This window comes from Desulfothermus naphthae, from assembly GCF_054657475.1.
In genome coordinates this window covers 1,571,341-1,586,579 of sequence record NZ_BAAHYQ010000001.1, presented here as the reverse complement: position 1 = coordinate 1,586,579, position 15,239 = coordinate 1,571,341, and the positions used below count along the sequence as shown (strand labels likewise).

At 34.5% G+C, this 15,239-nt stretch carries 17 protein-coding genes and 1 tRNA gene; 9 read left to right on the top strand and 9 right to left on the bottom strand.

Annotated features, from left to right (window positions below; genetic code table 11):
- Positions 1-3: 3 nt before the first annotated feature.
- Genes infA through ACYQ1E_RS07675 form a run of 7 tightly spaced genes read right to left on the bottom strand, consistent with a single transcriptional unit; the run spans position 4 to position 5,563 of the window.
- Complete coding sequence (infA, locus tag ACYQ1E_RS07705) at positions 4-222, bottom strand: translation initiation factor IF-1 (protein ID WP_459877438.1); 219 nt, start codon at positions 220-222, stop codon at positions 4-6.
- 15 nt (positions 223-237) lie between these two features.
- A complete protein-coding gene (locus tag ACYQ1E_RS07700; RefSeq protein ID WP_459877435.1) occupies positions 238-729 on the bottom strand; it encodes a metallophosphoesterase family protein in 492 nt (163 codons plus the stop codon).
- Between the two features lie 22 nt (positions 730-751).
- Positions 752-952, bottom strand: coding sequence for a hypothetical protein (locus ACYQ1E_RS07695; protein WP_459877432.1), 201 nt, complete (start codon positions 950-952; stop codon positions 752-754).
- Between the two features lie 20 nt (positions 953-972).
- The gene (locus ACYQ1E_RS07690) at positions 973-1,224 is read right to left on the bottom strand and encodes a hypothetical protein (RefSeq protein WP_459877429.1); all 252 of its coding nucleotides are present in this window, start codon (positions 1,222-1,224) and stop codon (positions 973-975) included.
- Between the two features lie 53 nt (positions 1,225-1,277).
- Complete coding sequence (locus ACYQ1E_RS07685; protein WP_459877426.1) at positions 1,278-1,907, bottom strand: HD domain-containing protein; 630 nt, start codon at positions 1,905-1,907, stop codon at positions 1,278-1,280.
- Positions 1,907-4,423, bottom strand: a complete 2,517-nt coding sequence (gene secA, locus ACYQ1E_RS07680; RefSeq protein WP_459877424.1) for a preprotein translocase subunit SecA — start codon at positions 4,421-4,423, stop codon at positions 1,907-1,909. The genes ACYQ1E_RS07685 and secA overlap by 1 nt, the downstream gene beginning before the upstream one ends.
- A gap of 24 nt (positions 4,424-4,447) precedes the next feature.
- Positions 4,448-5,563, bottom strand: coding sequence for a (Fe-S)-binding protein (locus tag ACYQ1E_RS07675; protein WP_459877421.1), 1,116 nt, complete (start codon positions 5,561-5,563; stop codon positions 4,448-4,450).
- Between the two features lie 244 nt (positions 5,564-5,807).
- On the opposite strand from ACYQ1E_RS07675, the gene folD reads away from it, so the two are divergent.
- From folD to moaA, 4 genes are all read left to right on the top strand, one after another.
- Positions 5,808-6,719 (top strand): bifunctional methylenetetrahydrofolate dehydrogenase/methenyltetrahydrofolate cyclohydrolase FolD, encoded by a 912-nt coding sequence (folD, locus tag ACYQ1E_RS07670; RefSeq protein ID WP_459877418.1) that lies wholly within the window; start codon positions 5,808-5,810, stop codon positions 6,717-6,719.
- A gap of 234 nt (positions 6,720-6,953) precedes the next feature.
- Positions 6,954-7,313, top strand: coding sequence for an RNA polymerase-binding protein DksA (dksA, locus tag ACYQ1E_RS07665; RefSeq protein WP_459878495.1), 360 nt, complete (start codon positions 6,954-6,956; stop codon positions 7,311-7,313).
- Between the two features lie 28 nt (positions 7,314-7,341).
- Entirely contained in the window at positions 7,342-8,817 is a 1,476-nt protein-coding gene (locus ACYQ1E_RS07660) for an NFACT RNA binding domain-containing protein (protein ID WP_459877415.1), read from the top strand.
- Positions 8,817-9,815, top strand: coding sequence for a GTP 3',8-cyclase MoaA (moaA, locus tag ACYQ1E_RS07655; RefSeq protein WP_459877412.1), 999 nt, complete (start codon positions 8,817-8,819; stop codon positions 9,813-9,815). The genes ACYQ1E_RS07660 and moaA overlap by 1 nt, the downstream gene beginning before the upstream one ends.
- 4 nt (positions 9,816-9,819) lie before the next feature.
- Here the strand turns inward: moaA and ACYQ1E_RS07650 are convergent, their stop codons facing one another.
- Positions 9,820-10,092, bottom strand: coding sequence for a TMEM165/GDT1 family protein (locus tag ACYQ1E_RS07650; protein ID WP_459877409.1), 273 nt, complete (start codon positions 10,090-10,092; stop codon positions 9,820-9,822).
- A gap of 90 nt (positions 10,093-10,182) precedes the next feature.
- Here ACYQ1E_RS07650 and ACYQ1E_RS07645 point away from each other — a divergent pair, with 90 nt between their 5' ends.
- From ACYQ1E_RS07645 to argH, 5 genes are read left to right on the top strand one after another with little or no spacing between them, the layout of a single operon-like run.
- Complete coding sequence (locus tag ACYQ1E_RS07645) at positions 10,183-11,148, top strand: PhoH family protein (protein ID WP_459877406.1); 966 nt, start codon at positions 10,183-10,185, stop codon at positions 11,146-11,148.
- Positions 11,117-11,542 (top strand): rRNA maturation RNase YbeY, encoded by a 426-nt coding sequence (gene ybeY, locus ACYQ1E_RS07640; protein WP_459877403.1) that lies wholly within the window; start codon positions 11,117-11,119, stop codon positions 11,540-11,542. The genes ACYQ1E_RS07645 and ybeY overlap by 32 nt, the downstream gene beginning before the upstream one ends.
- Before the next feature lie 12 nt (positions 11,543-11,554).
- A complete protein-coding gene (gene argF, locus ACYQ1E_RS07635; RefSeq protein WP_459878492.1) occupies positions 11,555-12,454 on the top strand; it encodes an ornithine carbamoyltransferase in 900 nt (299 codons plus the stop codon).
- Positions 12,455-12,496: 42 nt separating this feature from the next.
- Positions 12,497-13,696 (top strand): argininosuccinate synthase, encoded by a 1,200-nt coding sequence (locus tag ACYQ1E_RS07630; RefSeq protein WP_459877400.1) that lies wholly within the window; start codon positions 12,497-12,499, stop codon positions 13,694-13,696.
- Between the two features lie 17 nt (positions 13,697-13,713).
- Complete coding sequence (gene argH / locus ACYQ1E_RS07625) at positions 13,714-15,102, top strand: argininosuccinate lyase (RefSeq protein WP_459877397.1); 1,389 nt, start codon at positions 13,714-13,716, stop codon at positions 15,100-15,102.
- Here argH and ACYQ1E_RS07620 read toward each other — a convergent pair.
- A tRNA-Sec gene (locus tag ACYQ1E_RS07620) sits at positions 15,087-15,180 on the bottom strand. The genes argH and ACYQ1E_RS07620 overlap by 16 nt on opposite strands.
- Between the last annotated feature and the right edge of the window lie 59 nt (positions 15,181-15,239).

Here is a 15,239-nt window from a genome sequence, read left to right as displayed (position 1 = left end):
ATCTTACTTGTACCTATATACAATCCTTCCCCTAGTTAAATCATAAGGCGAAAGTTCTACTTTGACCTTATCACCTGGCAAGATTCTAATATAATATTTTCTCATCTTGCCCGAGATATGACCTAATACTTCGTGACCATTTTCTAACTCTACCTTAAACATTGCATTGGGCAAGGCCTCTTTTACAATTCCTGTTACTTCAATACTTTCTTCTTTTGCCATAATCTGTCCTCCTTTTTATAAGTTTTTCCATTCAAGTTTTATATGCTCAATATCATTAAATTCCAGAATTGCATACCCTTTTGGATTCCCTTTAGCATATGTAAAACTGCCAGGATTTAAAATATACTTTGTCTTAGAAACCTCTTTGAAAAAACGTTTGTGTGTATGTCCAAAGAACAAAAAATTTACATCATCAGAGAACCTACTTTTAATATCTCTTTCAATGTTGGAAAAGTCAAGATCATATCCATGCAAAAAACCAAATTTTATATTATTTAATTTTATCTCTTGCTGTGAAGGTATATTTTGGGTCCATGATCCAAAGTCCATATTGCCGCACACACCAAAAAATCTGGGATGAGAATTTAAATACAAATATACATCTTCATGGGTATAATCACCAAGATGGAATATAGCATCCATATCAAATAAAGTGGATTCAAATTCTTTAATAAGAATGTTATTTGGAACTGACATATGGGTATCTGAAATTACTGCTATTTTCATTTTTCCTCCAATCTAAAAAACTTTATTCAGGCTCATCAGACTCAGCTACCTCAAAATATAGCTGAAATTTTAGGGGTAGGTTAAAGGATCTCATTACATTTACATATGGTTCACCCTGTTTTATCAATGAAATAACTATATTTGACAATTTTCCATCTCCCAAAATAGAGTTTAAAACAATATCCTGCACCCTACCATCTGGATTAATTTTAACAGTGACCAAAACCGAACCAGTGGTGTCAATTACACTGTTTTTCCAAAGTAAATCAATTTTTTTTTTAAATTCTCTAATGCAAGAGCCAGATTCTCATCCTTTATTGGATTTTTTAAGAGCCTGCCTTTAATACTTTTCTCTTCATATGTATAAGTTGTAATTGAAAATTTTTTAACTCTATCTTTCTTTATAATTGAGCTCTTTGCACTGTTACTTTTTCTGGATACATTATATAATGTCAGTATTAAATCTTTTTTTGAAAATTTAATAGAACTTATCACAAAAAAACATAGGTGGAGCACCAAAGAACACAAAATTGCACTACATATCCATTTTATTTTTTGCCGTTTTTTGTTGCCCACCAATCTTTGTCTACTCCTTGAAACCACCAATCTGTATGATCAGTTTCCAATATTTTTTCAGCTAACTTACGTCCTGCATCTGTCCTGAGCCTTTCAAGTGCATATTTTATCCATGTCTCAGCATAGGGATTTCCAAGGTCCATCTGTTCTTTTAAATTTAATATAAGATCTAACTGATCTGCATCTTGTGCAATTTCAGCTTCCTTTGATTTTACCTCTTCAAGTTCTGTAAGCAAAGGTAGTACCAAATCTTCTAAAGGGGTATTTTTCAGTGCATCAGATATTGCCTTGTTCTCTTTTGCCTTGTTGTATCTCCTATACACGTAATTAAAATCACCAGTTCTCGCCTCGTGTAAATCATGAAACAGACACATAAGCACTATTTTTTTCCAGTCTAACTTCTCCTTTATACCCAGGATAAGACCGATAATTGCAGTCCTATAGGAATGTTCTGCAACATTTTCTGAACCAGATCCCAAAAACTGATATCCAGTCCTTGGGGTCTTTTTTAACATCCCCACTTCAAATAACAAATCAACAGTTCTTTTTAAAACAAGGTCCTTGTCTACACCCTTTTGCATATCTAATACTCCATATTTCATTATCTTCCACAACACTTTTTATATTTTAAGCCACTGCCACAGGGGCAGGGATCATTTCTCCCAATCTTTTTTCCCTTTCTCCTATAAGGTGTTCTTTTTGGCGCTTCTTCTGTATTATCAGAGTATCTTAAATCCTTTGTCTGGTCCTCATGTCTTAGGTCTTCTTCAGACACTTCTTGAAATTTTATGTGAGTTAGGGCCTTAATAGTATTTTCCTTTAAAAGATATAACATTTCCTGGAATAATTCAAAGCCTTCTTTTTTATATTCCTGTTTTGGATCCTTTTGACCATAACCTCTAAGGCCTATTCCTTCCCGCAGATAATCCATATTAAGAAGGTGCTCTTTCCAGAACCTGTCTAAATTTTCAAGCAAAAAGAACCTGAGTATATCTTGATAGTGTTCTCCTGCCTTTGTTTTTAACTCTTTAATAATCTTTTCAACCTCTTTTTTTACCTCCTCTTTAGATGGAAAGGAATCTTTTTTTAACTCAATGTATCTATCTAATCCAAAAACTTCTATGAGCTTTTTATTTACAAACTCAATATCCTCATCCTTTGATTTATTCTTTTTTTGCTCTACCTCAAAATAAATATCCTCTATAAGGTCATCTATAAATTCAAAAACAGTTGGTTCTAAATCCTCAGCTACCATCCATTCTTTTCTCTTTTGGTATATAACCAATCTTTGCTGATTTAACACATCGTCATATTCTAAAAGTTGTTTTCTTATTTCAAAGTTTTGCTCTTCCACCCTCCTCTGGGCATTCTCTATTGCCTTTGAAATTAATTTGTTTTCAATAGGTTGTCCTTCATCGACTCCAAGTTTATCCATAAGTGAAGAGATTCTATCTGATCCAAAGAGTCTCAAAAGGTCGTCTTCCAGGGAGAGATAAAACCTTGAGCTACCAGGATCTCCCTGTCTTCCTGCCCTTCCCCTTAACTGATTATCTATCCTCCTGGATTCGTGTCTCTCTGTTCCCAGAATATGGAGACCACCTAGCTCTCTTACCCCTTCACCTAGTTTTATATCAGTTCCCCTACCTGCCATATTTGTGGCAATTGTGACCCTTCCTTTTTCACCTGCCTTGGCCACAATCTCTGCTTCCCTCTCATGGTGTTTTGCATTTAACACTTCATGAGGGATCTTTAGTTTTTTTAGCCTCTTTGAAATGAGTTCAGACTTTTCTATAGAGGTTGTTCCAACCAATACTGGTCTTCCCTGCTTATGGAGATCAACTATTTCTTTTATAATGGCATCAAATTTTTCCTTCTGGGTCTTATATATAACATCTGGATAATCAATCCTTATCATTGGCTTGTTAGTTGGGATAACAACAACATCTAGGTTATAGATCTCTTTAAATTCCACTGCCTCTGTATCAGCAGTTCCCGTCATACCAGCTAATTTTTTATACATCCTGAAGAAATTTTGAAATGTGATAGTGGCCAGAGTCTGATTTTCTTCTTGAATCTTGACCCGTTCCTTTGCCTCTAAGGCCTGATGGAGTCCATCGCTATATCTTCTGCCAGGCAAAACCCTGCCTGTAAACTCATCAACAATTAAGACTTCTCCATCTCTTACAATATAATCCACATCCCTTTGAAACAAATAATGGGCCTTTAATGCCTGCAAAATATGGTGTTGATAGGTTATGTTTTTGGGATCAAATAGATTATCAAGGCCCAATATCTCTTCGCATCTCATCACACCTTCTTCTGTCAACATCACAGTCTTGTACTTTTCATCTACTGTAAAGTCTCTATCTTTTTTTAGTTTTGGAATAATTGCATTGATCTTTTTATAAAGGGCTGTAGATTCCTCTGCAGGACCTGAAATGATCAACGGAGTCCTGGCTTCGTCAATTAAGACTGAGTCAACTTCGTCAACAATTGCATAGTGAAGGTCCCTTTGAACAAGCTGTTCTGGATAAAATTTCATGTGATCCCTTAAATAATCAAAACCAAATTCATTGTTTGTCCCATATGTGATATCACAATTATATGCCTCTTTTCTCTCTTCATCTTCCATATTGGACAAAATCACCCCAACGGTTAGTCCTAAAAATTTATAGATCTCCCCCATCCATTCAGCATCTCTTTTTGCCAGGTAATCATTTACAGTGACCAGGTGGCAACCCTTTCCTTCAAGACTATTTAAAACAAGGGGCATAGTGGCAACTAATGTCTTTCCCTCACCAGTCTTCATTTCTGCAATCTTTCCCTGATGAAGGGCAATTGCCCCCATTACCTGCACATCAAAATGTCTCATGCCCAATGTCCTTTTTGCCGCCTCCCTAACAAGTGCATACACTTCAGGCAAAAGGTCATCTAAACTCCTTCCTTTTTCAACTTCTTCTCTGTATTTATTTATTTTTGCAGGAAATTCATGGTCCTTTAATTTGACCATCTCCTGTTCAAAGCTATTTACCCTGTCCACTAGAGGACGAATAGACTTTAAATATCTCTCATTCTTTGTTCCAAAGATCTTTTTTGCCAAAAAATCTAAGAAAAACATATCTGTCTCCTCAAAAAAATTTATTTACACATAAAATAATTCTAACCAATGATAGACTCGCTTAAAATCGCCAGTTAGACAAAATTGCATAATACATCCAGAACACCCAGATACAATTATTTCGTCCTTTTCTACATTTTTCCAAAATCTTTCACCTAATCTATCACACAATGTAGGATTTTCCAACCTTGTGCATCCTCCAAAACCACAACAATCACTAAGTAATCTATATTTAATTTTAAAACTATCCAAAAATTCCAAGAAATTCTTGTATAATTTATCTTCTAAATGACATGGCTTATGAAAAAGAAATTTGTGAGAATTTTCAGTAATCTCTATACTTTCAATATTTCCAAAAAGTTCTGTCATATATATAAGAGAGCTTAGCCAATTATCTCTTAGAATTTTATCTTCAATAAGTGAAGCATTTTTTCTCAAATATGACCAGCATGTAGCACAAAATACGAGTATTTTGGGATTTCCAAGTTGTTGCCAGAGTTTTACATTAGAATTAAAAACTTCTCTAGCACCTTTTATATCACCAGCAAAAAACATGGGATATCCACAACACTCCCATTCAAGTATACCTTCTACATTATAAAATAATCCTGCGATATTAGATGCAGCCTCAAGCCAATTTTTTTTTAAGTAAGTCCCTACACAACCTCCAAAAATAATTGCCCTTTGTTTTTGTTTTTTATTTTTAAACACATTTATCTTAAAAAGACCTTTCTTATTTCTATTTTCAAAAAAATTTCCAAGCTCTTTTATTTTTTTTAAATGGGGAATTATATCTTTTATTTTGAATCCATTCTTTATCAATGGAGATAACTCAGGCAAATATTTTACTATTTTTAAATAAATCCATCTTTTAAAAGTAGGAGATAAAGACCTTATATTAGCGACCTTATCTGGGATATTGATCCCCTGTGTACAAACATCATAACATTTTAAACATCCGACACAATTGCCTAAAATTCTATCAACATTTTTTATATCAAGACCCTTTTTTTGTATCTGAGAATAGACAAAGGCCTTTGCCCTGGGAGAATATTCCTCCAATTGGGTTACATTAAAAACCGGACAAACTTCAAGACACTTACCACAGAGAAGACAATAATCTTGATGGACCTTTTCCATATTTTTTTAACTATCCCTTTTCAAAAATGTTTTTGAATGATATAGCATAAGGACCTTACAATCAAGCAAGGATACATTGGAGTTTAAATTTTTTCTTCTAAAAAGCCCAAATCTTATCTATATAAAATTAAATCCAGTTTACTCCTTGACAAGAAAAAATTTTAAGGTTTAACAGTGACTAAAAAACGGAGTTTTGGGTCGCTATAAAAATTTGATATTAACAAAATTTAAAAAGGAGTTTTTTATGACAGCCAAATTAATTAAAGGAACAGAAATTAGAGAAGAGATCCTTGCAGAAATTGAACAAGAAGTTAAAGAAATCAAAGAAAAACATGGAGTGGTACCTGGACTTGTAACTATCTTGGTTGGAGACAACCCAGCATCAGTCTCTTATGTAACCCTTAAAATCAAAACTGCAAAACGCCTTGGATTCCACGAAGTCCAGGACACAAGGCCAGCAGACATCTCAGAAAAAGAACTACTTGATTTAATTGATAAATACAACAAAGACGACAGTATTCACGGAATATTAGTACAACTCCCTCTTCCAAAACACATTGATGAAAAAAAGGTAATAAATGCCATTGACCCAGATAAGGATGTTGACGGTTTTCATCCTGTAAACGTTGGAAGGCTGATGATCGGAGGCGACGAAGTAAAGTTTCCACCATGTACGCCAGCTGGTATTCAGGAACTCATTGTTCGGTCTGGAGTGGAGACAAAAGGTGCAGAAGTGGTTGTTGTTGGTAGGTCCAATATTGTTGGAAAACCAATTGCCGTTATGATGATGCAAAAAGGTAGAGGCGCAAATTCAACTGTTACTGTGGTACATACAGCAACTAAGGACCTGGCTTCCCATTGTAAGAGAGCAGATATTTTGATCGTTGCTGCAGGTGTGCCAGGCCTTGTAAAACCTGAATGGATCAAACCAGGGGCCTGTGTAATAGATGTTGGAGTCAATAGGGTTGGAGAAAAACCAAGTAAGAAAGATCCAAATAAAATGGTTCCAATCTTAAGGGGAGATGTTGATTTTGAGGCAGCTAAAGAAATAGCTGGTTGGATCACACCTGTTCCAGGTGGCGTAGGTCCAATGACAATTACAATGCTTATGAAAAATACACTCCGTGCTTTGAAATTCAAACTTGGAATAGCATAAAAAATTAATATGGGAGCTTATAGCTCCCGCATCTTTTATTTTCTATCACTTTACACACTCTTCCAAAAATAACCTCCTTATATCATTATCAAAACACTTCTTCCACGTGAGAGGATAAACTAAGAATTGGATGAGATGATGTTTTTTTATTGATTTTATAATAATTATCCTATATGAAAATTCAAAATCAAATGCTAATAAAATTCTTTAGCTAGGAGTGAAAAAGTGTTAACAATGGAAGATTTAAAATATTTTAGGAATCAACTGGAAAAAATGTTGGAAGAGATAGAACAGAAGGGCAAGCAGACAATAGAAGAGATGGTGGATTCATCATCAAGCTATCCTGATCCTGCTGACAGGGCATCAGTTGAATCAGAGCAGTTCTTTGCCCTGCGTCTTAGGGATAGAGAAAGAAAACTCAAGAAAAAGATCCTCGAGGCAATTGAAAGAATTGAAAACGGTACCTATGGAATTTGTGAAGCATGCGGTGGAGAAATCAGCATTGCCCGTCTAAAAGCAAGACCTGTGACTACCCTTTGTATTGAATGTAAAAATAAACAGGAAGAAGAAGAAAGATTGCGCAAAGGAAGATAAGCAAAGGGGTTATTTTTTATAATTTAGAATGGATGCAAATTTTTTTAGATTTTTATTAAAAGATGGGCTTAAGTTTTTAAAGTCTGCCAGGATAGAAAAAATATACAATCCTGTAAACAAGCTGTGGATATTTAAACTCTCCTCCAAAGTACATTTAATATTTTTTTATGATACCAAAGATAATTTTTTGTTCTTTTCCAAAAACAAACCTGAAAATTCCCTAAAACCCTCTAGTGAAGTCTCCTGGTGGCGAAAAAGGGTCTTAAACTTCTGGATAAGTGATGTATCTTATGACTGGCCTAATCGTCAATTATCCCTCAAAATAGAGCGCACCTCAAGTGAAGTGGGGTGGATTTTTTTTGATTTAAGGTCTGGACTAAAATTACTATCCAAAAATCCTATTGAACAAAGAGAAATTATATGGCCGAGTTTAGATGAAATTTTGACAAATAGGGATATTTATAAGATTTATCCACATATAACCTCACCTTTAAGGTATTCCCTGATTAAGTTAAAAGATCTCTCTAAACAAAAGTTTTGGTATTCCAAACTTATATCTGGTGAAATAGATAAATTTTATGTGTACGAGAGTGACAAAAATAAAGGAATATTGCTCTCCCTTTGGCCCTTAGAAGACCCTGAATATGAAAAAGAATTAGTGTTTGACTCCCCCCTTGATGCAGCAGAATATTATGGATGGTATATTATAAACAAACAAAAAATAAATGGCTCTTCAAACAAAAGAAAAAAGAGGTTAGAAAAAAGGCTTAAAAAAGAGAGGGAAAAGCTAGAGAAATGGATTTCTCTGGAACATAAGGCTCAGATTATAAAAGAAAATTTGCACAACATAGATTCTAATGCACATCTTCCCAGTATAACCTTTACATTGGTTGATGGAACAAAGGTTCAGATAGACCTTGATCCAGCACTAAGTGTCAAAGAAAATATGGAATATATGTTTCAACGGGCCAAAAAAGGGAAAAAAGGACTTATGTCCCTTTTAAAAAGAGAAAAATTTTTGACTGAAGATATAAATAAATCATCCCATGGTGTGGAACTTGGTTCAGATGAATTTAAGATAGTAAAAGATATTAGCCTGCCATCTAGATTTGCAAAACTAAAGGTAAAGATATATAAAAGTAGTGATGGTTTTTTGATTGTAAGGGGAAAAAACAAAGAGGCCAATCACAAACTCTTAAGTATTGGTGCAAGACCACATGATCTGTGGTTTCACGCATTAAATGGACCTGGGTCACATGTGATCCTTGTAAGAGATAATCCCAAAATGGAAATTCCTGACACCACTTTAAAAGAGGCCGCCATTTTAGCTGGACTTGCAAGTTATCAAAAAGAAAGTAATTATGCAGAAGTAATAGGCACAGAAGTAAGATATGTAAAAAAGAAAAAAGGGATGGGATTAGGTGAAGTTGATGTTACTAAAGTTTTGTATTCCTTTAGATTAAAATTAGACCCAGCTATTGAGGAAAAATTGAGGATTTTTTAATGGAAAATAATACCATTAACAAAAAAAATGTCAGAAGGGTTAGTTATCTCAGGGTAAGTGTAACTGATAGATGTAATTTAAGATGTATTTACTGTTCTCCTGTTAAAAATTTTAAATTTTTTCCACATAAAGAGATCCTGAGATTTGAAGAAATTGTAAAACTTGTTAGAATTGGTTTAATGCTTGGGATAGAAAAGGTTAGACTCACAGGGGGAGAGCCTTTTGTGAGGCGCAATTTCTTAAATCTCTTAGAACTCCTGTTGAATACCTTTCCAGGTTTAGATCTTAGGATAACTACCAATGGAACCCTCTTTACAAAAAATACAATTTTGTGTTTGAAAAAAATAGGTATAAAGGCCATAAACGTATCTCTAGATACATTTGATAGAAAAAAATTTTTTAAAATAACAGGAATGGATCTTCATCACAGGGTTATTAATGCTATTTATGATTTGATAGATGCGGAGATTATGACAAAGATAAATGTAGTGGCCTTGAGAAATATAAATCAAGATGAGATTTTGAAGTTTGCAAAATTTGCATATGAAAATCCTGTTCACGTGAGATTTATTGAATTTATGGATCTATCAATGTCTAAAGATCAAATGGACTTATATTTTTATTCTACAAAAGATATTTTATCTACTATAAAGAAAAAATATTCTTTGATTAGAGATGAACCTAAAGAAAATGCAAAAGGGCCAGCAAGGATGTATAAAATTCAGGGAGGATTAGGTAAAATAGGTATAATTTCTCCCCTTTCTAATCATTTTTGTCACACATGCAATAGATTTAGGATTACAGCCAATGGCATGTTAAGGACATGCCTTTTTGCTGAAAAGGCCTATGACTTAAAACCAATTTTAAGGAATCCTAAATTAGGAGATAGGTTTTTGTATAGAATAATGAAAAATGCTGTGGCCAAAAAGCCCATAGGGAGTGAATTAATATCCAAACAAGGCAATGGAATACAGGGTATGTATGTAGTTGGAGGATGATTTTTTAGATTTTATTTAACAGTATCAAAACTCCTATTACCAAAAATAAAACACCAGAGACCTTTTTAATAATGTCTTCAGGTACAAATGATGCCAAAGCATCTGAAATTAGGACGCCTAATAAAGTAACTAATATTAGCGCCAAGGAAGCAGATAAAAACACTGTCCATATCTTGTGTGATTTGGCTGTCATGACCATGGCAGTTAACTGGGTCTTGTCGCCAAGCTCAGCTAAAAATACTATCCAGAATGTGGTAAAAAAAAGCTTCCAGTCCATTGAAAGATTCCTCCTTAAAAATTATTTCTATATTTATAGAAAAAAATATTTTTTAAGTAAAATATAAATTTAGAGGAGGTGTTATATAGGGTGATAAATAGGGAACTTGAATTTAAAGATTCTATATTGGCGCAACAACTTTTTGGTCCTCAGGAAAATTATCTCAAATTTTTGACCAAAAGGCTTGGGGTAGAAATATCGTCCAGGGGAACCAAGTTGTTTTTATCTTCAGAGAATAGAGAAAAAGTGGATATTGCCTGTAATTTTTTAATACAGATGTATGAGCTCTTAAGACACGGTTTTACAGTCCATCCCCCTGACTTTGACTATGCCCTAACTTATCTTGAAAATTATCCCAGTGCTGATTTAGGCAAACTCTTTAAAGAAAAATTTTTTGCTATATCTCCCAAAAAAACTATCTCTCCTAAAACTATTATTCAAAAAGAATACTTAGATGCAATCAGAGATAGTGAAGTTGTTTTTGCAATAGGGCCTGCTGGAACAGGAAAGACATATCTTGCAGTGGCCATGGCAGTGTCCTTTTTGTTGCAAAAAAAAGTAAAGAGACTTATCTTAACCAGACCAGCACTTGAGGCAGGGGAAAAACTTGGATTTTTGCCAGGGGACATACTGGAAAAAGTAAATCCTTATCTACGCCCCCTATACGATGCACTCCACGATATGTTGGACTTTAAAAAGGTTCAAGAACTGATGGATAGTGGAGTAATAGAGGTTGCTCCCCTTGCCTTTATGAGGGGCAGGACATTAAATAGATCATTTATTATTTTAGACGAGGCCCAAAATACCACCTCAGAACAAATGAAGATGTTTTTAACAAGATTGGGCTATGGATCAAGGGCAATTATTACAGGTGATGTTACTCAAATAGATTTACCAATGAATAAGACCTCAGGTCTTGTAGAAGCTGAAAAGGTATTAAAAGATATCAAAGGAATAAAATTTATCTATTTTTCAAAAAAAGATGTAATAAGACATAAGCTGGTTGGTGAAATAATTGATGCCTATGAGAAATACCAAAATAAAAATAATTCTTGATTATAATAAAATTATCCCATTTTTGCTGGATATGAGAAATTTAAAAAAATGTATCAAAAAGATCTGTGAATTTATTGATGCCAAGGGTTATTTAGAGGTCAAATTGACAAAAGATGCAGAGATTGAAAAATTAAATAAAGATTTTTTAAAATTAGAAGGTCCAACTAATGTTTTGAGTTTTCCAGGAGATGAACAAGATTTTTTGGGAAGTATTTGTGTCTCAATTGATGCAATTAAAAGAGAATCCAATTTGTATAGGCAGGATCCAAAAGAATATTTTTATAGAATGATTGTTCATGGAATACTTCATCTTTGTGGTTTTCAACATGGTGATGTTATGTATTATACAACAGATTCAATACTAGATCATATCAAAGGTGAAGGATGTATATAATTTAAGGAGAATATCATGAAGCATTTTTTAACCATAAAAGACCTTCCAAAGGAAAATATTTATGACATATTAGAAAGGGCATTATTGATAAAGAAACAAAGGGCCAAGATGTCTATATTAAATGGTTGTTGTGGTGTAATGATTTTTGAAAAACCATCTACCAGAACCAGGATATCCTTTGAAATAGCTGTAAAAGAACTTGGTGGATACACATTATTTATGACTCCACAAGATTCACAACTTGGTAGAGGAGAGCCTATAAAAGATACTGCACGTGTTATATCAAGATATGCACACCTTATGATTGTCAGGACATTTGGACAGGAAAAACTAGAAGAATTGGCCAGATATTCTTCTATACCTGTTGTAAATGCCTTAAGTGATTTATATCATCCCTGTCAGGTTATGAGTGATTTGCTTACCATTTTTGAGAGAACAGATGATTTTTCAAAATTAAAGATTGCATGGATTGGCGATGGAAACAACATGGCGCATTCATGGATAAACGCTGCTATATATCTTCCATTTGAGTTATATGTATCTACTCCCAAAGGATATGAACCAAAAAAAGAAATATTAGATGATGCTATTTTAAATGGAGCAAAAATAAAATTTACCTATAATCCAATAGAAGCTGCAAAAGATGCAGATTTTATAAACACAGATGTTTGGACATCCATGGGAATGGAACAAGAGAGAGAAAATAGATTAAAGGCCTTTTTACCATATCAGATAAATGAGACACTTCTCTCTTATGCCAAAAAAGATGTAAAGGTTATGCATTGTTTACCTGCACACAGGGGTGAAGAAATTACTGAAGATGTTATTGAAAGCCAAAGGTCCATTGTATGGGACCAGGCTGAAAACAGGTTGCATATGCAAAAGGCTATCTTAGAGTGGATTTTTTCTTAAGTTGGTTAATAACTGGAGATAAAAAATATATTCGGAGGATGTATGGAGAAAGTTAAAAAAGTAGTTTTGGCATATTCTGGAGGACTTGATACATCTGTTATTTTAAAATGGATAAAAAACACATATAAGTGTGAGGTAATAACTTTTACCGCTGATTTAGGTCAGGGTGAAGAGCTTAAGGGAATAGAAGAAAAGGCAATAAGAACTGGAGCACAAAAGGCCTATGTGGTTGACTTAAAAGAGGAATTTGCAAAGGAATATGTTTTTCCTGCATTCAGGGCAGGGGCAATATATGAAGGTAGATATCTTCTTGGTACATCTTTGGCCAGACCACTTATTGCTAAAAAGATGGTTGAAATTGCAAAACAAGAGAATGCAAACGCAGTTGCCCACGGAGCAACAGGAAAGGGAAATGATCAGGTAAGATTTGAATTATCAGTTATGGCCTTATCTAAGGACCTTAAAATTATAGCGCCCTGGAGGGAATGGAATTTAAAATCTAGAAGTGATCTTATAAATTATGCAAAGGAAAATGGAATTGAAGTCCCTGTAACCAAGGAAAAACCATATAGTTGTGATAGAAATCTTTTGCATCTTAGTTTTGAAGGGGGTGAGCTAGAAGATCCCTGGAAAGAAGGATCAAAGTACACATATCTTTTAACTACTCCCCCAGAAGAGGCCCCTGATAAACCTGAAATCATTACCTTAGATTTTGACAAAGGAGACCCTGTAGCAATAAATGGTAAACCATATTCACCTGCTCAGCTTATTTTGAAATTAAATGAAATCGCTGGAAAACATGGTATTGGAAGGATTGATATGGTAGAAAATAGATTCCTTGGTATGAAGTCTCGAGGTATATATGAAACCCCTGGTGGTACAGTAATTTATACTGCTCACAGGGATTTAGAGGGAATTTGTTTAGATAGAGAAGTTATGCATATTAGAGATACACTTATTCCCAGATATTCTGAGATGATTTATTATGGTTTTTGGTTTTCTCCAGAAAGGGAGGCTTTACAGGCCTTTTTTGACAAAACACAGGAAAAAGTCACAGGCACTGTAAAATTAAAGTTGTATAAGGGTGGAGTTTATCCAATTGGCAGAAAGTCTCCAAATTCTCTCTATAATCCAGAGCTGGTAACTTTTGAGGAAGATGAGATATATAATCAACAGGATGCCACAGGATTTATAAGGTTACAGGGACTTAGACTAATGGCTAGATATGGGCTTTTTAAATAAAAGGGGATAATAACTTTATGTGGAAGGGCAGATTTAAGCAAGATATTGATAAGCTTGTTCTTGATTTTAGTGCATCTATTGAGATAGACAAACACTTTGCTGAGTTTGATATTAAGGGTTCCATTGCCCATGCCAAGATGCTAATGAAACAGGGGATATTAACCAAAGAAGAAGGAGATAAGATTATATGCGGACTTTTAAAGATTAAGGAAGAGATTAAAAGAGGAGAATTCCCCTGGAGACAAGAACTAGAGGATGTGCATTTAAATATAGAAATGAGACTTACAGAACTGGTTGGTGATGTGGGGAAAAAATTACATACTGCTCGCAGTAGAAACGATCAGGTGGCCCTTGATTTTAGACTTTTTGTATCCAGTAGGTTATCCTTGTGGAAAGAGGCCTTGCTTGAGTTGATTAGTGTATTTTTAAAAAGGGCAGAAGAAAATATCTATGTTATAATGCCAGGATATACCCATCTACAGCCTGCTCAGCCAATCTCCCTTGCTCATCACATCCTAGCATATGTGGAAATGTTTAAAAGGGATGTTCAGAGGATAGAGGAGGTAAAAAAACGGGTTGATGTTTCTCCCCTTGGTGCAGCAGCCCTTGCTGGTACAACCTATGAGATTGATCCTGATTTTGTGGCAAAAGAGTTAGGGTTAAATAGCCGTTTTTCAAACAGTTTAGATGCTGTTTCAGATAGAGATTTTGTTATTGAAGCACTTTTTGTTGGCGCAGTCATAATGATGCATTTATCCAGACTTTGCGAAGAAATAATACTTTGGGCAAATCCCTGTTTTGGTTTTGTGTCTCTGCCAGATGAGTTTGCCACAGGTTCATCAATTATGCCCCAGAAAAAGAATCCAGATATATGTGAGCTCATGAGGGGCAGAAGTACACGGAGTTTTGGAAATCTCTTTTCTCTGCTTGGTTTAATGAAATCTCTGCCCCTTGCATATAATAGAGATATGCAAGAGGATAAGCAGCCCTTTTTAGATACAGACAAGATAGTTTCAATGTCCCTTGTTGTTATGGCAAGGATGTTTGATAAAATAATTTTTAATCCAGAGAATATGAAAGAGGCCTTGAATAAGGGATTTTTAAATGCAACAGAGCTTGCTGATTATTTAGTTGTAAAAGGGGTACCATTTAGAGAAGCACACCATATAAGTGGATCATTGGTTGCTTATGCAGAAGAAAAAAATAAAACTTTAGAAGAATTGTCAATTGAAGAATTTAAAAAATTTTCTGGTCTAATAGACGAAGATGTGTATAATGTCCTTGAGTATAAAAATGGGGTTGCAAGGCGTAAGGTATTTGGGTCAACTGGGTTTGAGTCTGTAGAGGCCCAAATAGAGATAGGAAAAAAATGGCTTACAAATAAAAAAAATGGCGGAAGCGTATAGGAGTCGAACCTACCGGCGACCTCTCGGCCGCCCACTGGATTTGAAGTCCAGGCGCCACACCGGTGACGTAACGCTTCCGCTCAAAAAAAATATTTAACTACTTTTAATAAAAAAGTAAATAGTATAATTAGTTCCAT

Coding starts and splice junctions, on each gene's coding strand:
- ACYQ1E_RS07685 (WP_459877426.1), bottom strand. CDS start 1,907: ATGAAATATGGAGTATTAGATATGCAAAAGGGTGTAGACAAGGACCTT.
- ybeY (WP_459877403.1), top strand. CDS start 11,117: ATGAGAAATACCAAAATAAAAATAATTCTTGATTATAATAAAATTATC.
- infA (WP_459877438.1), bottom strand. CDS start 222: ATGGCAAAAGAAGAAAGTATTGAAGTAACAGGAATTGTAAAAGAGGCC.
- ACYQ1E_RS07675 (WP_459877421.1), bottom strand. CDS start 5,563: ATGGAAAAGGTCCATCAAGATTATTGTCTTCTCTGTGGTAAGTGTCTT.
- dksA (WP_459878495.1), top strand. CDS start 6,954: ATGGAAGATTTAAAATATTTTAGGAATCAACTGGAAAAAATGTTGGAA.
- ACYQ1E_RS07700 (WP_459877435.1), bottom strand. CDS start 729: ATGAAAATAGCAGTAATTTCAGATACCCATATGTCAGTTCCAAATAAC.
- ACYQ1E_RS07630 (WP_459877400.1), top strand. CDS start 12,497: ATGGAGAAAGTTAAAAAAGTAGTTTTGGCATATTCTGGAGGACTTGAT.
- folD (WP_459877418.1), top strand. CDS start 5,808: ATGACAGCCAAATTAATTAAAGGAACAGAAATTAGAGAAGAGATCCTT.
- ACYQ1E_RS07660 (WP_459877415.1), top strand. CDS start 7,342: ATGGATGCAAATTTTTTTAGATTTTTATTAAAAGATGGGCTTAAGTTT.
- argH (WP_459877397.1), top strand. CDS start 13,714: ATGTGGAAGGGCAGATTTAAGCAAGATATTGATAAGCTTGTTCTTGAT.
- moaA (WP_459877412.1), top strand. CDS start 8,817: ATGGAAAATAATACCATTAACAAAAAAAATGTCAGAAGGGTTAGTTAT.
- secA (WP_459877424.1), bottom strand. CDS start 4,423: ATGTTTTTCTTAGATTTTTTGGCAAAAAAGATCTTTGGAACAAAGAAT.
- ACYQ1E_RS07650 (WP_459877409.1), bottom strand. CDS start 10,092: ATGGACTGGAAGCTTTTTTTTACCACATTCTGGATAGTATTTTTAGCT.